Source organism: Bradyrhizobium manausense (assembly GCF_018130615.1).
Taxonomy (GTDB): Bacteria; Pseudomonadota; Alphaproteobacteria; order Rhizobiales; family Xanthobacteraceae; genus Bradyrhizobium; species Bradyrhizobium manausense_A.
In genome coordinates, this window is sequence record NZ_JAFCKB010000013.1 from 155,033 (window position 1) to 176,141 (window position 21,109).

The following is a 21,109-nucleotide window of genomic DNA, read 5'->3' on the forward strand; positions in this document are numbered from 1 at the left end:
ACTAATTGCTATCGCCGGAAGGTCACCTGAACAAATCTGATGCAAAGGCGCCGGGGATCGGCGAACCAGGAGCAAGCGATGGCACTAGATCAGATCGTCGACGGACTTTCGGAGGTTTCCTGCGATGTGCTGGTGATCGGCGGCGGCACGGCAGGCCCGATGGCGGCACTGAAAGCGAAGCTGAAGAACCCGAAGGCCAATGTCGTCCTGCTCGAAAAGGCCAACGTCAAGCGCTCCGGCGCGATCTCGATGGGCATGGACGGGCTGAACAACGCCGTCATCCCCGGTTACGCCACGCCGGAGCAGTACACCAAGGAAATTACCATCGCCAATGACGGCATCGTCGATCAGAAGGCCGTCTATAAATACGCCCAGAACTGCTACAAGATCATCGAGGAGCTCGACAGTTTTGGCATCCGCTTCCTGAAGAACGAGAACGGCGATTACGCCGTCAAGAAGGTGCACCATATCGGCACCTATGTGTTGCCGATGCCGAACGGCGAAACCGTGAAGAAGGCGCTCTATCGCCAGCTCCGCCGTGCCCGTATCCTGATCTCCAACCGCTACATGGCGACGCGGCTGCTGAAATCGTCCGACGGCCGCATCGCCGGCGCGATCAGCGTCAACACCCGCACGGCCGAGGTCCTGGTGATCAGGGCCAAGGCCGTGATCCTTTGCATGGGCGCCGCCGGCCGCCTCGGCCTGCCGACCTCAGGCTATATGTTCGGCACCTATGAGAACGCCGCCAATTCCGGCGACGGCTATGCAATGGCCTATCACGCCGGTGCCGCGCTCGCGAACCTCGAATGCTATCAGATCAATCCGCTGATCAAGGACTATAACGGCCCGGCCTGCGCCTATGTCGCCGGGCCCTTCGGCGCCTTCACGGCGAACAACGAAGGCTCGCGCTTCATCGAATGCGACTATTGGTCCGGTCAGATGATGCTGGAGTTCTACAATGAGCTTCTCTCCGGCAAGGGCCCGGTATTCCTCCAGCTCAAGCATCTGCATCCCGACACGATCTCGGAGATCGAGTCCACGCTCCACAAGGTGGAGCGGCCGACGCGCGGCTTGTTCCAGCAGGGACGCGGGGTCGACTACCGCAACGACTCGATCGAGATGCACATCTCCGAGATCGGCTTCTGCTCCGGCCACAGCGCTTCCGGTGTGTTCGTCGATGACAACGCACGCACCACCGTGCCAGGCCTCTACGCCGCCGGCGACATGGCGAGCGTGCCGCACAATTACATGCTCGGCGCCTTCACCAACGGCTCCGTTGCCGGCATCGACGCGATGGAATTTGCCGACAGCCACGATTTTGCGGAGTTCGATGCGCATGATGTGGCCAAGGAGCGCGACCGCGTGCTGGCGCCGACCAAGCGAGAGGACGGTATTCCGCCCAACCAGGTCGAGTACAAGACGCGCCGCCTCGTCAACGACTACCTTCAGCCACCGAAGGTCACGCGCAAATACGAGCTGGGCATGCGCCGTCTCGCCGAGGCGCGCGAGGACATGCAGGAGCGCATGATCGCCCGCAATGCGCACGAGCTGCTGCGCGCGCTCGAGGTGCAGTCGATCATGGACTGCGCCGACATGGCGGTGCACGCCTCGCTCTACCGCGAGGAAAGCCGCTGGGGCCTCTATCACTGGCGCACGGATTTCCCGGAGAAGGACAACGAGAACTGGTTCTGCCACACGCTGCTGTCCAAGCAGAACGGCAAGATGACCAGCGAGAAGCGCGCCGTCGAACCCTACGTCGTGCCGATCGCCGACGACGAGAAGGATCTCTACGACAAGCAGCGTATCCGCGCTTCCGCCTGATCCATCGCAACAGGAGACATCAAATGCCTCTCGCTTCCTATCAGACATCGGTTCCGGTGGTCGTCGACGACGCCAAGTGCATCGCGGACAAGGGCTGCACCGTTTGCGTCGACGTCTGCCCGCTCGACGTGCTCCGCATCAGCGACATGACCAACAAGGCCTACATGGCCTATGATGAATGCTGGTACTGCATGCCTTGCGAGGCCGATTGCCCCACCGGCGCCGTCACCGTCAACATTCCCTATCTGTTGAGGTGATCATGTCGAGCCCGTTCGAATCCTACGACGATCTCGAAGATGCCGACGAGCGGCTGCAGGCCGCCGATCCCGCCGAGCGCCGCGTTGCGATCATCGCACTCGGCCATTCCGGCGATCCGGCTGCTGTCGCGCATCTTGCCAACATGGTGGCCGACCCCGACGCCGGCGTACGCCAGCAGGTCGCGATGGCACTCGGCGAATTCGATGGGCCGGAAGCCGCGAGCGCGCTCGTGAAGCTCCTGGTCGATCCGGAGCGGATCGTGGCGGCGGCTGCGGCCGACAGCATGGCGGAGTTCAAGGATCCCGCCTGCGCCGGGATCATCCTGCCGCTGGTCAAGCATGCTCACGCCTTCGTCCGCATGGGGGCATTGCGTGCACTGAAGGAATTGCGTTGCAAGGACACGCTCAAGCCGGCGCTGGAGGCGTTGCAGGATCCCGATGCCGCCGTACGCGTGCAGGCGATCGGCGTGATCGGTTTTTTGAAGCTGGAGGAATCCATCCCGGCGCTGACCGCACTGATCAACGATCCCGATGCCCATGTGCGCCGGGCGGCGGTGAGTGCGCTAGCGTTCTCGCAGATGAAGCCTGCGGCCGAGACGATCACCCGCGCGCTGAAAGACAGCGACTGGATGGTTCGCGAGATGGCCGCGGAGACGCTCGGTCTCAACGTCAACGGCTTGCTCGCGGCTGACCAGCTCGTCAGCGCGCTCGGCGATGAGTTCTGGCAAGTACGGCTGAAGGCGATCCGCAGCCTGGGCAGGATGAAGATCGAGCGCGCGGTGCGGCCGATCGGCAATTGCGTCAATCATGATCAGGCGAACTTGAGGAAAGAGGCGGCTGCCGCCCTCGGCGAGATCGCCCATCCTGACGGCGAAGCGTTCTTGGCCGTCATCGCTGATGATGCCGATCCCGACGTCCGCAAGAACGCACGCTGGGCGCTGCAGCAGATCGCGGCCCGGAAGGCGCGGGCAGGGGCATAGAAGCGGGGCAACCTGCCGCTCTGGACTTCCCCCACCAGACGTTTATTGGTCTTCGCCAATGGGATCGGCCTCGCCAAGTGGCCGATCCGATAACAAGCGAGGACGCCGCCATGACGACACTGACCGTGAAGGACCTTCTCCCCGAGGATGGAACGAAGGGGACGCTGGTCGGCCGGGTCTGGCTGCCGCAGGCGAACGGTCCGGCCGTCGTCGCCGTGCGCGCTGAAGGCGTCTTCGACGTCACCGCAAAGTTTCCGACCGTCAGCGCGCTTTGCGAAGAGGACAATCCGGCCAAGGCGCTTGGCTCGACCAAGGGCGAGCGCATCGGCGATCTCGAGGCCATCGTCGCCAATACGGCGCCGGATGAGCGTGATTCCGAGAAGCCATGGCTGCTGGCACCCGCCGATCTCCAGACCCTGAAGGCTGCGGGCGTCACCTTCGCGATCTCGATGCTGGAACGCGTGATCGAAGAGCGGGCCAAGGGCAATCCGGCGTCGGCCGAAGCGATCCGAAAGGAAGTTACGCGTCTGATTGGCGACGACCTGTCAAAGCTCCAGCCGGGCTCGGATCAGGCGATGCATCTGAAGCAGGTGCTGATCGACCAGAATGCCTGGAGCCAGTATCTCGAGGTCGGTATCGGGCCCGACGCCGAGGTCTTCACCAAGGCGCCGACCTTGTCTTCGGTCGGCACTGGCATGGACGCCGGCCTGCATCCGAAGTCGACCTGGAACAACCCCGAGCCTGAGCTCGTGCTATTCGTGTCGAGCCGCGGCAATATCGTCGGCGGCGCGCTCGGAAACGACGTCAACTTGCGCGACTTCGAGGGGCGCTCGGCGCTGCTGTTGTCGAAAGCCAAGGACAACAATGCGTCATGCGCGATCGGACCGCTGCTGCGGTTGTTCGACGAAACCTTCACGCTCGACGACGCGCGCAAACTCGATATCAGCCTGAACGTGAAGGGCGCCGATGGTTTTGTTCTCGACGGTCATTCCTCGATCAGCATGATCAGCCGCGATCCAACCGATCTTGTGGCGCAGACGATCGGGAAAGTGCATCAATACCCCGACGGTTTTGTGCTGTTTCTCGGCACGATGTTCGCACCCGTGAAGGATCGCGATGCGCCGGGGCAGGGGTTCACCCACAAGCGCGACGACATCGTCACGATCGCCGCACCTCAGCTGGGCAAGCTCGTCAACCGTATGCGCACCAGTGACGAGTGCGAGCCCTGGACGTTCGGCATCGGCGCGCTGATGAAGAACCTGGCGCAGCGAAAGCTGATCTAGTTTTTCTTCGCCCCTCGCCTCGTACGAAGAGATGCCTGCACCCGAGGCGTAGCGGGTGAGGTGGACTTTCCGCGAGTCCCGTTGTCATCGTCTCTGTCGACAGAGCCCTCTCACCCCAACGCTTTTCCCGCGAATAGCGGGGCGAGGGAGCGCGCCTGCGCTTGGCGGTCGTTGGCATCTGCAAAAAAAAATTCATCTAAAAATTGGATATGATAATACTATCTATCTATACGTGCCGTTTGCGCGGACGCCCTACGTGCCCCGATTTTTCGTCTGAATAGTCAAATAATATGACTATACAGCCCAGAACTTCCGTGAAATAGTCCCTCCCGCCGCCCAAAAGGCCGGCCTGAGGGTGCGATGATACCAATCGGCGCCCCGGATAACATCTTGGGAGACACGCCTGATGATCCTCAAAGCCCTTTTTGCGGCCAGTGCCACGGCCGCCTTGCTGCTCTCGCTCCCGGCCAATGCCGCCGAGCTGACGATCGGTTTCTCGCAGATCGGATCGGAATCCGGCTGGCGCGCAGCCGAAACTTCGGTCTCCAAGCAGGAAGCCGCCAAGCGTAAGGTCAATCTCAAGATCGCCGACGCGCAGCAGAAGCAGGAGAACCAGATCAAGGCGATCCGCTCCTTCATTGCGCAGAATGTCGATGCGATCTTCCTCGCGCCTGTCGTCTCGACCGGCTGGGATGCCGTGCTGAAGGAAGCCAAGGAAGCCAAGATCCCGGTGGTGCTGCTCGATCGCGACATCGACCCGTCGGGCAAAGACCTCTATCTCACCGCAGTGACGTCAGACAGCGTGCACGAAGGCGAAGTTGCCGGCGACTGGCTGGCCAAGACCGTCGGCGACAAGGCCTGCAACATCGTCGAATTGCAAGGCACGGTCGGCGCCAGCGTCGCCGCCAACCGCAAGAAAGGCTTTGATACAGCCGTCGCCAAGCACGCCAATCTGAAGGTGGTGCGCAGCCAGACCGGTGACTTCACCCGCGCCAAGGGCAAGGAAGTGATGGAGAGCTTCATCAAGGCCGAAGGCGGCGGCAAGACGATCTGCGCGGTCTATGCGCACAACGACGACATGATGGTCGGTGCGATCCAGGCGATGAAGGAAGCCGGCCTCAAGCCGGGCAAGGACATCCTCACGGTCTCCATCGACGCGGTTCCCGATATCTTCAAGGCGATGGCGGCGGGCGAGGCCAATGCGACGGTCGAGCTGACGCCGAACATGGCGGGTCCGGCTTTCGATGCCGTCGCGGCCTTCAAGAGCAAGGGTACCGTTCCGCCGAAATGGATCCAGACCGAATCCAAGCTCTACACCGCTGCCGACGATCCGCAGAAGATCTACGACAGCAAGAAGGGCCTAGGTTACTGAGGCGGGCGCATCGCCGGACCGCTTGCTGTGGTCCGGCGATTTCCCCTTCGAATCCGCCGCGCGAACGAATAGGCTGGGTGTCCGCGTCATAAGCGGGCACCGGTGGGAGTGACGTTGTCATGGAGAACGGCCTTGATCCTGCTCCTTTCCTGCTGGAGGTGCGCGGGATCAGCAAGAGCTTCGGTGCAGTGCGCGCGTTGCAGGAAGTCGACTTCACGCTTCGCGCCGGCGAGATCCATGCGCTGCTTGGCGAGAACGGCGCCGGCAAGTCGACGCTGATCAAGGTCGTCACCGGCGTGTTCCCGCGCGATGCCGGTGTTGTCCGTCTGGGCGGCGAGGAGGTCGAGCCGCGCTCGGCCAAGGCGGCGCTGCAGGCCGGCATTGCCACCGTCTACCAGGAGGTCAATCTGCTGCCGAACCTGTCGGTGGCACAAAACCTGTTCCTCGATCGCCAGCCGATGCGCTTCGGCATCGTGCGCGAAGGCGAGATGCGCCGCCGCGCCAAGGCGCTGCTCACGGAGTTCGGTCTCGATATCGACGTTGCCGCGCCGCTCGGCAATTATTCGGTGGCGATACAGCACGTTACCGCGATCGCGCGCGCCGTCGACCTGTCCGCTCGCGTGCTGATTCTGGACGAGCCGACCGCGAGCCTCGACCGTCACGAGGTCGAGATCCTCTTCGGCATCATGCGCCAGCTTGCCAAGCGCGGCATCGGCATCGTCTTCGTCAGCCATTTCCTCGACCAGGTCTACGAGATCTCCGACCGCATCACGGTCTTGCGCAATGGCCGTCTGGTCGGCGAGCGCGAGATCGCCTCGCTGCCGCGGCTCGAACTGATCCGGATGATGCTCGGGCGCGAGCTGGCCGAGACCACCAGCGCGCGGGCGGCGGCAAGCGAGCCCAGGGCGCGCGAGGTCTGCGCCAGTTTCGAGAATTACGGCAAGGCCGGCTATGTCGCGCCGTTCAATCTCGAGCTGCGCCATGGCGAGGTCGTCGGCCTCGCCGGATTGCTCGGCTCGGGTCGCACCGAGACGGCGCGGCTGGTGTTCGGCGCGGAGCGTGCCGATGGCGGGCAGGCGAAGGTGGAGGGCGCATCCGTGCGGCTCCAATCGCCGCGTGACGGCGTGCGCCACGGCTTTGGCTATTGTCCAGAGGAGCGCAAGACCGACGGCATCGTTGCCGAGCTCACCGTGCGCGAGAATATCGTGCTGGCACTTCAGGCCAAGCGCGGACTGCATCGGCCGCTGTCGCGCCGCGAGCAGGACGAGCTTGCAAGCCGTTACATCAAGATGCTCGACATCCGTCCGCCCGATCCGGAGCGGCCAGTCGGGCTGCTGTCCGGCGGCAATCAGCAAAAAGTGCTGCTGGCGCGCTGGCTCGCGACCTCGCCGCGGCTGCTGGTGCTGGACGAGCCGACCCGTGGCATCGACGTCGGTGCACATGCCGAAATCATTCGCCTGATCCGCGAGCTCTGCGACGACGGGTTGGCTTTGCTCGTGATCTCTTCGGAGCTCGATGAGATCGTGACCTATTCCGATCGGGTGGTCGTGCTCCGCGACCGCGCTCATGTCGAGGAGCTCGCGGGCGAAGCGATCGACGTCACCAACATTCTCGCGGCCATCGCCGCCGATGGTGCAGCGATGCAAGAGGCACGGGCATGACAGCGCTGTTGCCGCGCCGCGGCCTGGCCCAGATCCTTGCTTTGATCGTCATCCTCGCGGTCGACCGCGTGGTGTCGCCGCAATTCTTCGACCTGCGCCTCCAGGACGGCCGGCTGTTCGGTAGCATGATCGATGTGCTCAACCGCGGCACACCGGTGGCGCTGCTGTCACTCGGCATGGTGCTGGTGATCGCGACGCGCGGCATCGATCTCTCAGTCGGCGCGGTGATGGCGATCTGCGGCGCGATTGCCGCGAGCCTCGCCGACAGCCACGGCCTTCCGGTGGTGCTGGCGGCCGCGCTCGGCGCGGGGCTTGTCTGTGGGTTGTGGAACGGCTTCCTCGTCGCCGTTCTCGGCATGCAGCCGATCGTGGCGACGCTGATCCTGATGGTGGCGGGGCGGGGCATCGCCCAGCTCATCACGGAGGGGCGCATCGTGACCTTCACCTCGCCGGACCTGGTCTGGCTCGGTAACGGTGCCATTCTCGGCGTGCCGGTGCCGGTTGCGATTGCGCTCGGCATGCTGATCCTGACCGGCGCCGTCGTGCGTGGCTCGGCGCTTGGGCTCCTGATCGAGGCGACCGGTGGCAATGCGCGGGCAAGCGAGCTTGCCGGCGTCGGCACGCGCGCGATGATATTGGCGGTCTATGTCTGGTGCGGTGTCTGCGCCGCGCTCGCCGGCGTGATCGCCGCGGCCGACATCATGGGGGCGGATGCCAACAATTCCGGCCTCTGGCTCGAGCTCGACGCCATCCTTGCGGTGGTGATCGGCGGCACCTCGTTGTTCGGCGGGCGCTTCAGCCTGGTGCTCGCCGTGCTCGGTGCGTTGATCATCCAGACCATGAACACCGGCATTTTGCTGTCAGGCTATCCGCCGGAGTTCAACCTGCTGGTCAAGGCCGTGGTGGTGCTTGCGGTGCTGCTGCTGCAGTCGCCGAAACTATCCGGCTTTGCCGGAATCATGGCGCGGCTGCGGAGGACGAAACCATGAAAGGCCTGCCGCCGGTCCTGATCACGGCCATCGTTCTGGTCGCCGGCTTCGCGCTGTGCGCCATGCAATTTCCCAACATTGCATCCACCCGCGTGGTCGGCAACCTGCTGACCGACAACGCGTTCCTCGGCATCGTCGCAACCGGCATGACCTTCGTCATCATCTCCGGCGGCATTGATCTGTCGGTCGGCTCGGTGATCGGCTTCACAACCGTGTTCGTCGCGCTGGCCATCGAGCGTTGGGGCGTGCCGCCTCTGGTCGCCTTCGTCGCCATCCTCGCGCTATCGGCGGCTTTTGGCGCCGCGATGGGCGCCGTCATCCACGTCTTCGACCTGCCGCCTTTCATCGTCACGCTCGCCGGCATGTTCCTCGCGCGCGGCGCCGGCTTCCTGCTCTCGACGGAATCGGTGCCGATCACCGCGCCGGTCTATTCGACCGTGTCCGATTTTGCGCTGCGCATGCCCGGCGGCGGGAGGCTGACCGCGATCGCCATCATCATGCTCGTCATCGTGATCGGCGGTGCGTTGCTGCTGCAACTCACCCGGTTTGGCGCCAATGTCTATGCGCTCGGCGGCAGCCGGGCGACCGCGAGCCTGATGGGTGTCGCCGTCGGCAAGATGACGGTGAAGATCTACATGCTGTCGAGCCTGCTCGCGGGCATCGCCGGCATCGTGTTCTCGTTTTACACCAGCGCCGGCTATTCGCTCTCCGCCGTCGGCGTCGAGCTCGATAGTATCGCCGCCGTCGTGATCGGCGGCACGCTGCTCACGGGCGGGCAGGGCTCGGTGATCGGTACCTTCCTGGGCGTGCTGATCCAGGGCCTGATCCAGACCTACATCAATTTCGACGGCACGCTGTCGAGCTGGTGGACCAAGATCGCGACCGGCGTCTTGCTGTTCGCCTTCATCGCCCTGCAACAAGGGCTGGTCGCGCTGGCGCGACGGCCGGTGGCGAAGCGCGCGGGAGCTGTCTCATGACCTCGCGGATCGTCGTCATCCCGACACGTCGGGCCCATTCCAACCATGCGGAAGTGTCCCGCTCGATCGGCGTCGACATCATCGCAGGCCGCTATGCGGAAGGGGCACGGCTGCCGGGCGATGCCGAGCTGACGGCGACGTTCGGCGTGTCGCGACCGGTGCTGCGCGAGAGCGTGAAGACGCTGGTCGCCAAGGGGCTTTTGACCACCAAGGCGCGGGTCGGCACCGTCGTGCGCGAGCGTGCTGCCTGGAACATGTTCGACGCCGACGTGCTGGCCTGGCATCTCGACGCCGGCATCGACAGGCGCTTTCTCAACGACCTCGCAGAGATACGACTTGCGGTCGAGCCGCGTGCGGCGGCGCTCGCTGCCAAGCGCCGTTCGGATGAGGACATCGCCGAGCTTCAGCGCGGCATGGACCGCATGCGGCGCGAGGCGTCCGAATCCGCCGACTTTGCCGAAGCCGACCTCGCTGTGCACCTTGCGGTGGCGCGAGCGTCCGGCAATCCGTTCATGCGCTCCATCGGTCACGTGATCGAGGCCGCCTTGCGCACGGCTTTCATGATCAGTGCGCCGGCCGGGTCGGAAGACCGCGAAACGACTTTGCTCTGGCACCAGAAGATCGCCGATTCGATCGCTGCCGGTGATGCCGACGCAGCGGCCGAGGCCATGGCCTTCGTCATCAACAACGGCATGCGCCGCCACAAGGGAATGGCGGCCGAAGCAGCGCCGGCGGCACCTACAGAATTTGGAGAAAGTTCGTGACAGCCCTTCGTATCGCCATCGTCGGCTTCGGCAAGATCGCGCGCGACCAGCATGTCGGCGCGATCGCCGCGACGCCGGGCGCGGTGCTCGCCGCCGTCGCCAGCCGCAACGCGTCGCTGCCGGGCCTGCCACATTTTGCGACCATCGAGGAATTGCTGGAGAAGGGCCCGGAGATCGATGCGGTGTCGCTCTGCACGCCGCCGCAGGTACGGCGTGCCCAGGCCGTTGCGGCGCTCGCCGCCGGCAAGCACGTCATGCTGGAGAAGCCGCCCGGCATCGGCGTGGCCGAGCTCGATCCCCTGGCAGCGATGGCGGCGGATGCAAAGCGCACTCTATTTGCAACCTGGCATTCACGCCATGCACCGGCAGTCGAGCCGGCCCGCGCATGGCTGGCGACGCGCCGGATCAAGTCGGTGCACATCAACTGGAAGGAAGACGTCCGCGTCTGGCATCCCGGTCAGGCCTGGATATGGGAACCGGGCGGGCTCGGCGTGTTCGATCCCGGCATCAACGCGCTCTCGATCCTGACCCGCATCTTGCCGCGTCAGGTGTTTGTCACGGCGGCGGAATTGGCATTTCCGGCCAATTGCCAGTCGCCGATCGCCGCCAAATTGACCTTGACCGATGTCGACGGCCTGCCGGTCACAGCAGAATTTGACTTTCGCCAGACCGGACCGCAGAGCTGGGATATTCTCGTCGAAACCGACGGGGGGCGGATGACATTGTCCAAAGGTGGCCGGATCATGGAGGTCGACGGCAAGGTTGTTGCAGACGCGCCCGATGAGGAATATCGCGAGCTGTACCGGCGCTTCGTCAAGCTCGCGGCGACCGGCGCGAGCGATGTCGACCTGGCGCCGCTTCGTCTTGTCGCCGACGCTTTCCTGCTCGGTAAGCGCAACATCGTCGAACCGTTTGTGGACTAGACATGGTCGGCTCTACAATAACGAAAGACGTTTTCGGAACGCTGCCTGACGGACGCGATGTCGAGCGTATCGTGCTGCGCGGGGAGGGCGGGTTTGAGGCCCGTATCATCACCCATGGCGCGGTGATCCAGGCGCTGGTCGCACCGGACGCCAAGGGGAGTTGCGACGACGTCGTGCTCGGCCATGACAGCTTTGCCGGCTATCTCGCCGAACGGAAGTTCTTTGGTGCGACTGTCGGCCGCTACGCCAACCGCATCGCCAACGGGCAGTTCTCGCTTGATGGCGAGACCTTCCAGCTCCCCGTCAACAATGGTCCGAATGCGCTGCATGGCGGGCTCGACGGCTTCGATCGCAAGCTCTGGGACATTGCCGAGATCGACGACGGTGCCAAGCCCGCAGTCACGCTGACTTACACGAGTCCGCATGGTGAGGAGAATTATCCCGGCAAGCTCGAGGTCCGTCTGACCTACCGCGTCACCGGCCCGGCCGAACTGTCGCTGACGATGGAGGCGCGGACCGATCGTCCGACCATCGTCAACCTGACCAACCACAGTTTCTTCAATCTGGAAGGCGCCACGTCCGGCACGCCCATCCTCGACCACAAACTGACGGTCGCGGCCGAGCATTTCCTGGCCATCGACCCCACCGCCATTCCGCTGCCTGAACCGCCGCGTGCGGTGGCCGGCACGCCGTTCGACTTCCGCGAGGCCCATGCCGTCGGTGCGCGCATCCGCCAAGGCGATCAGCAATTGCACAAGGGCAGGGGCTACGATCACACCTATTGCCTCGCGCGGGACGGTAAGCTCGCGCTTGCGGCCCGGCTGGAGGCGCCGCGCTCGGGCCGGATCATGGAGCTGTTCACCAATCAGCCCGGCCTTCAGGTTTATTCCGGCAATTATCTCGACGGCACGATTTCGGGGAAGGGCGGCAAGCTGATCCGGCAGTCGGACGCCATATGCCTGGAGCCGCACATCTGGCCGGACGCGCCGAACCGGCCGGACTTTCCGAGCCCGCGCCTCGATCCGGGCGGAATTTATCGCCATCACACCGTCTATCGCTTCGCTGCGAGGGCGCTATGATGGAAGTGGTGCCGACCTCCGTTCTCTCCACCGAGCAATGTCACCTCGGCGAAGGCCCGACCTATGACGTCTCGACCGACACCGCCTGGTGGTTTGACATTCGCGAAGCGCGCCTGTTCGAGGCGCATCTCGGCGGCGGCGCGATCCGCATCCACACGCTCGGGCGGATGGCGAGCGCGCTCGGGCGGATCGATGCCGAGCGCCAGTTGGTCGTCGCGGAGGACGGTTGTTACATCCGCACAGTCGCCGATGGCGCAATGACGCTATTCTGCCCGCTCGAAGCGGATAATCCGGCCACACGTTCCAATGATTGCCGCGTGCATCAATCCGGCACGTTCTGGATCGGCACCATGGGGCGAAAGGCCGAGCGGGGGCTGGGGGCGATCTACGCGCTCCACCGCGGCAAGATTTCGACGTTATTTCCCGGCATCAGCATTCCCAACTCGATCTGTTTCTCGCCAGATGCCGCGACAGGCTATTTCACCGACACCGCGCGCGCCGTGCTCTATGCGGTGCCGCTCAATCCGGCCACCGGCCTGCCGCGCGGCGAGCCCGAGGTGCTGTTGCGCCATACCGGCATTGGCGGGCTCGACGGTTCGGTGTGTGATGCCGACGGGCGGATCTGGAACGCCTGCTGGGGCGCCGGCCGGGTCGATGTCTATTCTCCGCAAGGCGAGCGCGTGCGCTCGTTGCGCGTGCCGGCCAGGCAGGCGAGCTGCCCGGCTTTTGTCGGCCCGGATCTGTCGCGCCTGCTCGTTACTTCTGCCTGGCAGGATATGGACGCTGAGGCGCGTGCCGCCGATCCTCAGGCCGGCTGCACTTTTCTGTTGGAGGCATCCGCACGTGGGCGTGCGGAGCCTGATGTCAAGCTTGCATAGGAGATCCGAAACCGACCTCTACTCTACCTCTGTACTCGACGACACGAAGAAACAGTCTGACACCCAAAGGGAGTGAAGCATGTTGAAATTGAAGACGACATTTCTCGCATTGGCGCTGGCCGGTGCCGCAACGATGGCTACGGGAGTCGCCGCCTCCGCGCAGGAGAAGGCCACTGTCGGCATCGCGATGCCGACGAAATCCTCGGCGCGCTGGATCGACGACGGCAACAACATGGTGAAGGTGCTGAAGGATCGCGGCTACAACACCGACCTGCAATATGCCGAGGACGACATTCCTAACCAGCTCTCGCAGGTCGAGAACATGGTGACCAAGGGCGCGAAGGCGCTGGTGATCGCCGCGATCGACGGCACCACGCTGTCCGACGTGCTCAAGCAGGCGAAAGCAAAAGGCATCACCGTGATCGCCTATGACCGCCTGATCCGCGGCACGCCGAACGTCGACTATTACGCGACCTTCGACAATTTCCAGGTCGGCGTGCTGCAGGCGGAATCGATCGAGAAGGGGCTTGGCCTGAAGGAGGGCAAGGGTCCGTTCAACATCGAGCTGTTCGGCGGTTCGCCCGACGACAACAACGCCTATTTCTTCTACAACGGCGCGATGAGCGTGCTGAAGCCGTATATCGACAGCGGCAAGCTCGTCGTCGTCTCCGGCCAGATGGGTATGGACAAGGTCGCGACCTTGCGCTGGGACGGCGCCACCGCCCAGGCCCGCATGGACAACCTGCTCAGCGCCTACTACGGCAACAAGAAGGTCAACGCGGTGCTGTCGCCCTATGACGGCCTCTCGATCGGCATCATCTCCTCGCTGAAGGGCGTGGGCTACGGCAGCGCCGACCAGCCGATGCCGATCATCTCCGGTCAGGACGCAGAAGTGCCCTCGATCAAGGCCATGCTGCGCGGCGATCAGTACTCGACCATTTTCAAGGACACCCGCGATCTCGCCAAGGTGACCGCCGACATGGTCGACGCTGCGCTTGCCGGCAAGCAGGTCACCGTCAACGACACCAAGACCTACGAGAACGGCGCCAAGACCGTGCCGTCCTACCTCCTGAAGCCGGTTGTGGTGTACAAGGACAATTGGGAGAAGGTCCTGGTTGAGAGCGGCTATTACAAGAAGTCGCAGTTCCAGTAGGACTCTCTCTCTCTATCCTTTCCCTCTCCCCGTTCTTGCGGGGGGAGGGTCGGGGTTCCCACACGGGCACTAGAGGACGTAACGACGATGACCGCCATGCTCGAGATGCGCAACGTCAGCAAGAGCTTTGCCGGTGTGCAGGCGCTGCGCGACGTCAATTTTTCAGTCGAGGCCGGTCAGATTCACGCCCTGGTCGGCGAGAACGGCGCCGGCAAGTCGACGCTGATGAAGGTGCTGAGCGGCGTCTACCCTGCAGGCAGCTACGAGGGCACCATTGTTTTTGATGGCGAGGAGCGCCGCTTCCGCGACATCAACGATTCCGAGGCGCTGGGCATCATCATCATCCACCAGGAACTGGCGCTGATCCCGCTGATGTCGATCGCGGAGAACATCTTTCTGTCGCACCCGCCGTCAAAATTCGGCGTGATCGATCGCGACGAGGTCTATCGGCGCACCCGCGAACTGCTGGCGCAGGTCGGCCTGAAGGAATCGCCGGATACGCTGATTACCGATATCGGCGTCGGCAAGCAGCAGCTGGTCGAGATTGCCAAGGCGCTCTCGAAGCGAGTCCGGATGCTGATCCTGGACGAGCCGACCGCGAGCCTGAACGAGGCCGACAGCGCCGCCTTGCTGGAACGGCTGATGGCGTTCCGCGAGCAGGGCATCGGCTCGATCCTGATCTCGCACAAGCTCAACGAGGTCGCCCGTGTCGCCGACCACATCACCGTGCTGCGCGACGGCCGCACCGTCGACGGCATCGACTGCCGCGCCGAACCGATCCAGGAAGACCGCATCATCCGCAGCATGGTCAACCGCGATCTCGCCCATCGCTTCCCCGAGCGCACCGCGAAGATTGGCGGATCCGTGCTCGAGGTCACGAACTGGTCGGTCTATCACCCTATCCATCCCGAGCGGCAGGTGATCAAGAACGTCAATTTCGGCGTCAAGCGCGGCGAGGTCGTCGGCATCGCCGGGCTGATGGGCGCCGGCCGTACCGAATTCGCCATGAGCCTGTTCGGCCGGTCCTGGGGCACCAATATCAGTGGCCGCATCGCCCTGGAGGGCCATGAGATCGCGCTGCCGAGCGTCGCAGCCGCGATCGACGCCGGCCTTGCCTATGTCACCGAGGACCGCAAGCAGCTTGGCCTGATCCTGGCCGACGACGTCCGCAAGAACATTACCCTGGCAAGCCTCGACCAGGTTGCGCCGGGGCGGGTGATCGACGACATTGCCGAGCTGAAGGTCGCCAGCGACTACCGCAACCGCATGCGCATCCGCTGTTCCGACGTCTATCAGGAGACCGGCCAGCTCTCCGGCGGGAACCAGCAGAAGGTCGTGCTGTCGAAATGGCTGATGACCGATCCCAAGGTTCTGATCCTGGATGAGCCGACAAGGGGCATCGATGTCGGTGCCAAATACGAGATTTACTGTATCATCAACGAGCTTGCGGAGGCCGGCCGCGGTGTGGTGGTGATCTCCTCGGAGATGCCCGAACTGCTCGGTATCTGCGACCGCATCTGCGTCATGAACGACGGCGCCTTCGTGGGCGAGTTCCCGGGCGCTGAGGCGACACAGGAAAAGATCATGCGCGCCATCATGCGCAACGAACGAAGCAACGGAAACGGCGCGGCTGAGGCCGCGGAGATGGGAGGATCGCAGCCATGACCGACAAGACGGTGTCGCTGCCCGAGGAGCGCCGGCACGGCAGCTTCATCAAGAACAATCTGCGCAACTACGGCATGCTGATGTCGCTGATCGCGATCATGCTGTTCTTCCAGGTCATGACCGGCGGCACGCTGCTGCAGCCGCTCAATCTGACCAATCTGGTGCTCCAGAACAGCTACATCGTCATCATGGCGCTGGGCATGCTGCTGGTGATCGTCACCGGCCATATCGACCTCTCCGTCGGGTCGGTCGCGGGCTTCGTGGGCGCCGTCGCGGCTCTCCTCATGGTGACCTACAAGGTCGATTACACGCTCGCCTTCATCGCCTGCCTCGCGGTCGGCGCGGCTATCGGCGCAGCGCAGGGCTATTGGGTCGCTTATTTCAAGATTCCGTCCTTCATCGTGACGCTGGCCGGCATGCTCGTGTTCAAGGGCCTAGCGCTCGCAGTGTTGCAGGGCCAGTCGCTCGGGCCGTTCCCATCGACGTTCCAGAAGCTGTCGTCGGGCTTCATTCCGGAGCTGTTGCCCGAATCCGGCACGCTACATCCGACGTCCATGCTGATCGGCGCGGTGCTGGCGCTGGGGCTGGTCTATGCCAGCGCCAGAGGCCGCGCGCGTGAGGTGTCGCACGGCATCGAGGTTGAGCCCTACGCATTCTTCCTCGGCAAGAGCGTCGTGCTCGCCTGTGCTGTGCTCTACTTCACCTATCTGATCGCGACTTATCGCGGCCTGCCGAATGTGCTCGTGATCATGAGCGCCCTGATCGCGCTCTACGGCTTCGTCACCCGCCGCACCGTGATCGGCCGGCAGATCTATGCCGTTGGCGGCAACGCCAAGGCGGCGGGCTTGTCGGGCATCAAGACCGAACGGCTGACCTTCTTCACGTTCGTCAACATGGGCGTGCTCGCCGCGCTCGCGGGTCTCGTCTTTGCCGCGCGCCTCAATACCGCAACCCCGAAGGCGGGTCTCGGCTTCGAGCTTGACGTCATCGCGGCCTGCTTCATTGGCGGCGCCTCGGCCTATGGCGGCGTCGGGCGCGTCGGCGGCGCCGTGGTCGGCGCCATGATCATGGGCGTAATGAACAACGGCATGTCCATCCTCGGCATCGGCATCGACTATCAGCAGGTCATCAAGGGCTTGGTGCTGCTCGGCGCGGTGTGCATCGACGTGTACAATCAGCGGCGCTAGCCGCATCGGCAGTGCCGTAAGATGGGCAAAGGCGCGAAGCGCCGTGCCCACCTTGTTTCCACGATCATGATAGAGATGGTGGGCACGCGTCCGCTTGCGGCGGTCGCTTTGCCCCCTACGAATTACTGGGTCGTGAACAGCACCGTCGCGATGGCGACGGAGAGGCTGACCGCTGATACGGTCGCTACTGTCGACAGCACGCCCATGCGCCGCAGCGCGATGGCGAAGACGATGATGATTGGCGTGGCAGTCATCAGCCCGAGTTGTGCTTCGCTCATGTCGTCATTTGCCGTTGTCTGGAGCCGTTGGAATTAATCCACGGTATTGCGGAGAGGCCCGCGGGACGTTGCGTTAGCGCAAACGCCGCTCTGTCCGGTTGCACTATTTGTGCGGCGACAAAGTCGGAACCGCGCCGGTGAGATATCGATTCGGCGTCTTGATGCGGGAATCAGATGTCGGCGACGGATTGCGAGCAAGGAGAGACCGGCTGGGGCATCTTGGAAGATCTTCCCGGAGATCCCATGATCTGGGTGCTGATTTTCAGCGAGCTCGCCGCCTTCGGCCTGTTTCTTGGCGCCTTCATGGTTGCCCGGGCGATCCATCCCGCGGTGTTCGCGTCAGGGCAGGCTACTCTTGATTCGCACCTTGCCGGGCTCAACACTCTTGTTCTGGTGACCAGCGGCTGGGCCGCGGCGCGCGCCACGGCCTCCGCGCGCGCTTCCCAAAGGCAGACTGCGCGCCGTTGGCTGTTCGGAGCGATGGCGCTCGGCACTCTCTTCATCGCGATCAAGCTGTTCGAATATGCCGGCGAGATCGCTCTAGGAAATGGTCTCGAGACCAGCCCGTTCTTCACGCTGTATTTTCTCCTGACAGGCTTCCATCTTCTGCATGTCGGCCTCGGCATCGTGATTTTGGCGGTAGTTTCCCGCGGGGCAAACGTGACCGGTGTGGAGACGGGAGCCGCCTTCTGGCACATGGTCGATCTGCTGTGGATCGTCATGTTCCCGATCATCTATCTGGTGCAGCAGTGATTCCGGATCGCATCGATCTTACCTGGATCGCGCTGATAGGCCTCGCGCTCGCAACCCTTCTGGTTCCACCTCTCGTCGCACGTCCATTGCTCGGGAATGCTCTTCTGCTGACTTTCGCTGCGCTCAAGGGCCGCCGTATCGTGCTCGACTTCCTCGATCTTCGCGCGGCACCGGCGCTCTGGCGCGGTCTCGTCAGCGCCTGGGTTCTCGTCGTCGTGCTGTTCGCCTGGCTCGCATCCGCGATCGTCGCTCTGGTTTGACGGCGGCGCTGCGCATCGTCGCTTTCCTTGCGCTTCGTCAAAGAGCGACCCACGCCAATCGGCAATAAATCACAGCATCGTATTTCTCCACGGCTCAAACGGAAAGGACTGGCAATGGCTGAACGCCTGACCAAGTCGGCGGCTCGAAACGTCTTCTACGGCGGCTCGGCCTTCTTCTTCGCCATCTTCATCGGACTGACGGCGCACAGCCATTACTACATGGCCACGACCTCCACGGACGCGACGACGCTGACGTCGTCGGTCGCCCGTGGCAAGCATGTCTGGGAGCGCAACTCCTGCATCAACTGTCACACGCTGCTGGGCGAGGGCGCTTATTTCGCGCCTGAAGTCGGCAACGTCTGGGATCGTTGGGGTGGCAAGGAGGATCCGGCCGCTGCACGCGAGACGCTGAAGGCCTGGATGCAATCGCAGCCCTCGGGCGCGCCGGGCCGGCGGCAGATGCCGCAGTTCAACCTCACCGACCAGGAGCTCAATGATCTCGCCGACTTCCTGCAATGGACCAGCACGATCAAGCGTCAGAGCTGGCCGCCGAACCAGGCCGGCTGAGCGCGCTGCTTTCTTCTTTCAAGACAGAGAGAACCCGAAATGAAATATCAGACCCAGAAAGTCGCGATGCTGTACTTCTACGGCGCGCTGACCTTGTTCATGGCCCAGGTCCTGTTCGGCCTGCTCGCCGGGACCATCTACGTCCTGCCCAACACGTTGTCGGTGCTGCTGCCGTTCAACATCGTCAGGATGATTCACACCAACGCGCTGATCGTGTGGTCGTTGATCGGCTTCATGGGCGCGACCTACTATCTGCTGCCGGAGGAGACCGAGACGGAGCTGTACAGCCCGCTGCTCGCAAAAATCCAGTTCTGGATGTTCTTCGGAGCCGCAGGCGTGGCGGTGGTCGGCTATCTCTTCCACTATCACGAGGGCCGCGAATTCCTCGAACAGCCTTTCATCATCAAGGTCGGCATCGTCGTCGTCTGCCTGATGTTCCTGTTCAACGTGACCATGACGGCGCTCAAGGGCCGCAAGACCACGGTGACCAACATCCTGCTGTTCGGTTTGTGGGGCGTCGCCATCTTCTTCCTGTTCGCCTTCTACAATCCGGCGAATCTCGCGGTCGACAAGATGTACTGGTGGTACGTCGTCCATCTCTGGGTCGAAGGCGTGTGGGAGCTGATCATGGCCTCCGTGCTCGCCTATCTGATGATCAAGCTCAACGGCATCGACCGCGAGGTTGTGGAGAAGTGGCTCTATGTCATCATCGGTCTTGCGCTGTTCTCCGGCATCCTCGGCACCGGCCATCACTTCTACTGGATCGGCGCACCCGGCTACTGGCAGTGGATCGGCTCGCTGTTCTCCACGCTTGAGGTCGCACCGTTCTTCACCATGGTGATCTTCACCGTGCAGATGACCTGGAAGGCCGGCCGCAAGCATCCGAACCGCGCTGCGCTATTGTGGTCGGTCGGCTGTTCGGTGATGGCGTTCCTGGGTGCGGGCGTCTGGGGTTTCCTGCACACGCTGTCGTCGGTGAACTACTACACCCACGGCACCCAGGTGACCGCCGCGCACGGGCATCTCGCTTTCTTCGGCGCCTATGTGATGCTGAACCTGTCGGTGATGGCGTACGCGATTCCCCAGATCAAGGGGCGTGCGCCCTATAACCAGTGGCTGTCCATGACGAGCTTCTGGATTATGTGCACGGCCATGATGGTGATGACGTTCGCGCTGACCTTCGCAGGAGTGGTCCAGGTCCACCTGCAGCGCGTGCTCGGCCAGGGCTATATGGACGTGCAGGACCAGCTCGCGATGTTCTATTGGGTCCGGCTCGGCTCCGGTGCGTTCGTCGCCATCTCCGCGCTGATGTTCGTCTGGGCGGTGCTCGTGCCCGGCCGCGAGAAGCAGGCGGTCATTCCGGCTGCGCTGCAACCGGCTGAGTAAACAAGAAATGGCGGCCGCGGTTCGCCGCGGCCGCCTGCTTCCTGGAACGTCCGGAGAGACATCATGAAACCTGCCCTTCACACCGTGACCTCGGCGCCCGCGCTCCCGGCCTATGTCGCAAGCGGCAACGAATGCGCGCTGTTCGAGCATGCTTGGCGGAATCAGCTTCCGGTGCTGCTGAAGGGGCCGACCGGCTGCGGCAAGACGCGGTTCGTCGCGCATATGGCCGCGCGGCTGGGCTTGCCGCTGCACACCGTCGCCTGCCACGACGACCTCACCGCGGCCGATCTCACCGGCCGCTACCTGCTGCGGGGCGGCGACACCGTATGGACCGACGGTCCGCTGACCCGCGCCGTGCGCGAGGGCGGCATCTGCTATCTCGACGAAGTCGTGGAGGCGCGCAAGGACGTCACCGTCGTGCTGCATCCGCTCACCGACGACCGTCGCATCCTGCCGCTGGAGCGCACCGGCGAGGAGCTCGTTGCGCCCAAGAGCTTCATGCTCGTGGTCTCCTACAATCCCGGCTATCAGACCTTGCTGAAAGCGCTGAAGCCGTCGACGCGGCAGCGTTTCGTCGCCATTGAGTTCGGCTTCCTGCCTGCCGAACAGGAGATTGCTGTGGTATCCGCCGAGAGCGGGCTGTCGTTGGATCGCGTGCGGCCATTGGTCATGCTGGCCGGCCGGTTGCGTGCGCTCAAGGGACACGATCTGGAGGAGGGCGTCTCGACCCGGCTCGTGGTCTATTGTGCGACCCTGATCGCCGCGGGTACGCCAGTCGCCGACGCGGTCCTTGCCGGCATGATCGAGCCTTTGACCGATGACGCCGACGTCAAGGCGGCGCTGCTGGATGTCGCGCACGCCGTGATCGGGTGACCC

21 protein-coding genes are annotated in these 21,109 nt (G+C 63.6%); 20 read left to right on the forward strand and 1 reads right to left on the reverse strand.

Going from position 1 to position 21,109, the window contains the following annotated elements; genetic code table 11:
• Positions 1-78: 78 nt before the first annotated feature.
• From JQ587_RS23635 to mmsB, 15 genes are all read left to right on the forward strand, one after another.
• Complete coding sequence (locus JQ587_RS23635) at positions 79-1,821, forward strand: fumarate reductase/succinate dehydrogenase flavoprotein subunit (RefSeq protein ID WP_212426868.1); 1,743 nt, start codon at positions 79-81, stop codon at positions 1,819-1,821.
• A 23-nt stretch (positions 1,822-1,844) separates the two neighbouring features.
• Positions 1,845-2,078 (forward strand): 4Fe-4S dicluster domain-containing protein, encoded by a 234-nt coding sequence (locus JQ587_RS23640; RefSeq protein ID WP_007593252.1) that lies wholly within the window; start codon positions 1,845-1,847, stop codon positions 2,076-2,078.
• A 2-nt stretch (positions 2,079-2,080) separates the two neighbouring features.
• Positions 2,081-3,058, forward strand: a complete 978-nt coding sequence (locus JQ587_RS23645) for a HEAT repeat domain-containing protein (RefSeq protein ID WP_212300492.1) — start codon at positions 2,081-2,083, stop codon at positions 3,056-3,058.
• Between the two features lie 110 nt (positions 3,059-3,168).
• Positions 3,169-4,341: a fumarylacetoacetate hydrolase family protein gene (locus tag JQ587_RS23650; RefSeq protein WP_212426869.1), complete on the forward strand. Its 1,173-nt coding sequence runs from the start codon at positions 3,169-3,171 to the stop codon at positions 4,339-4,341.
• A 406-nt stretch (positions 4,342-4,747) separates the two neighbouring features.
• The gene (ytfQ, locus tag JQ587_RS23655; protein WP_212300494.1) at positions 4,748-5,713 is read left to right on the forward strand and encodes a galactofuranose ABC transporter, galactofuranose-binding protein YtfQ; all 966 of its coding nucleotides are present in this window, start codon (positions 4,748-4,750) and stop codon (positions 5,711-5,713) included.
• A gap of 119 nt (positions 5,714-5,832) precedes the next feature.
• On the forward strand, positions 5,833-7,374 hold the full coding sequence (locus JQ587_RS23660) for a sugar ABC transporter ATP-binding protein (RefSeq protein ID WP_212426870.1): 1,542 nt from the start codon (positions 5,833-5,835) through the stop codon (positions 7,372-7,374).
• Positions 7,371-8,363, forward strand: coding sequence for an ABC transporter permease (locus JQ587_RS23665; RefSeq protein ID WP_212300496.1), 993 nt, complete (start codon positions 7,371-7,373; stop codon positions 8,361-8,363). Before JQ587_RS23660 ends, JQ587_RS23665 begins: the two co-directional genes overlap by 4 nt.
• Positions 8,360-9,340, forward strand: coding sequence for a galactofuranose ABC transporter, permease protein YjfF (yjfF, locus tag JQ587_RS23670; RefSeq protein WP_212300497.1), 981 nt, complete (start codon positions 8,360-8,362; stop codon positions 9,338-9,340). The genes JQ587_RS23665 and yjfF overlap by 4 nt, the downstream gene beginning before the upstream one ends.
• A complete protein-coding gene (locus tag JQ587_RS23675; RefSeq protein WP_212426871.1) occupies positions 9,337-10,104 on the forward strand; it encodes a FadR/GntR family transcriptional regulator in 768 nt (255 codons plus the stop codon). The genes yjfF and JQ587_RS23675 overlap by 4 nt, the downstream gene beginning before the upstream one ends.
• A complete protein-coding gene (locus JQ587_RS23680) occupies positions 10,101-11,027 on the forward strand; it encodes a Gfo/Idh/MocA family protein (protein WP_212426872.1) in 927 nt (308 codons plus the stop codon). The genes JQ587_RS23675 and JQ587_RS23680 overlap by 4 nt, the downstream gene beginning before the upstream one ends.
• Before the next feature lie 2 nt (positions 11,028-11,029).
• Positions 11,030-12,106: an aldose epimerase family protein gene (locus JQ587_RS23685; RefSeq protein WP_212426873.1), complete on the forward strand. Its 1,077-nt coding sequence runs from the start codon at positions 11,030-11,032 to the stop codon at positions 12,104-12,106.
• Positions 12,106-12,984: an SMP-30/gluconolactonase/LRE family protein gene (locus tag JQ587_RS23690; protein ID WP_212426894.1), complete on the forward strand. Its 879-nt coding sequence runs from the start codon at positions 12,106-12,108 to the stop codon at positions 12,982-12,984. Before JQ587_RS23685 ends, JQ587_RS23690 begins: the two co-directional genes overlap by 1 nt.
• A gap of 79 nt (positions 12,985-13,063) precedes the next feature.
• A complete protein-coding gene (gene chvE / locus JQ587_RS23695) occupies positions 13,064-14,137 on the forward strand; it encodes a multiple monosaccharide ABC transporter substrate-binding protein (protein WP_212300501.1) in 1,074 nt (357 codons plus the stop codon).
• Positions 14,138-14,224: 87 nt separating this feature from the next.
• Positions 14,225-15,802: a multiple monosaccharide ABC transporter ATP-binding protein gene (mmsA, locus tag JQ587_RS23700; protein WP_212300502.1), complete on the forward strand. Its 1,578-nt coding sequence runs from the start codon at positions 14,225-14,227 to the stop codon at positions 15,800-15,802.
• Positions 15,799-16,989, forward strand: coding sequence for a multiple monosaccharide ABC transporter permease (mmsB, locus tag JQ587_RS23705; protein ID WP_212300503.1), 1,191 nt, complete (start codon positions 15,799-15,801; stop codon positions 16,987-16,989). Before mmsA ends, mmsB begins: the two co-directional genes overlap by 4 nt.
• Before the next feature lie 122 nt (positions 16,990-17,111).
• Here the strand turns inward: mmsB and JQ587_RS23710 are convergent, their stop codons facing one another.
• Entirely contained in the window at positions 17,112-17,267 is a 156-nt protein-coding gene (locus tag JQ587_RS23710; protein WP_167561242.1) for a hypothetical protein, read from the reverse strand.
• Positions 17,268-17,441: 174 nt separating this feature from the next.
• Between JQ587_RS23710 and JQ587_RS23715 the strand changes: the two genes are divergently transcribed.
• The 5 genes from JQ587_RS23715 (at position 17,442) to JQ587_RS23735 (ending at position 21,106) form a co-directional block, all read left to right on the forward strand.
• A complete protein-coding gene (locus JQ587_RS23715) occupies positions 17,442-18,020 on the forward strand; it encodes a cytochrome c oxidase subunit 3 family protein (protein WP_212426874.1) in 579 nt (192 codons plus the stop codon).
• Positions 18,020-18,280, forward strand: coding sequence for a cytochrome C oxidase subunit IV family protein (locus JQ587_RS23720; RefSeq protein ID WP_212426895.1), 261 nt, complete (start codon positions 18,020-18,022; stop codon positions 18,278-18,280). Before JQ587_RS23715 ends, JQ587_RS23720 begins: the two co-directional genes overlap by 1 nt.
• Before the next feature lie 114 nt (positions 18,281-18,394).
• Positions 18,395-18,847, forward strand: coding sequence for a c-type cytochrome (locus tag JQ587_RS23725; RefSeq protein ID WP_212300505.1), 453 nt, complete (start codon positions 18,395-18,397; stop codon positions 18,845-18,847).
• Positions 18,848-18,886: 39 nt separating this feature from the next.
• On the forward strand, positions 18,887-20,233 hold the full coding sequence (locus JQ587_RS23730) for a cbb3-type cytochrome c oxidase subunit I (protein ID WP_212300506.1): 1,347 nt from the start codon (positions 18,887-18,889) through the stop codon (positions 20,231-20,233).
• Between the two features lie 63 nt (positions 20,234-20,296).
• Positions 20,297-21,106, forward strand: coding sequence for a CbbQ/NirQ/NorQ/GpvN family protein (locus JQ587_RS23735; RefSeq protein ID WP_212426875.1), 810 nt, complete (start codon positions 20,297-20,299; stop codon positions 21,104-21,106).
• Positions 21,107-21,109: the final 3 nt, after the last annotated feature.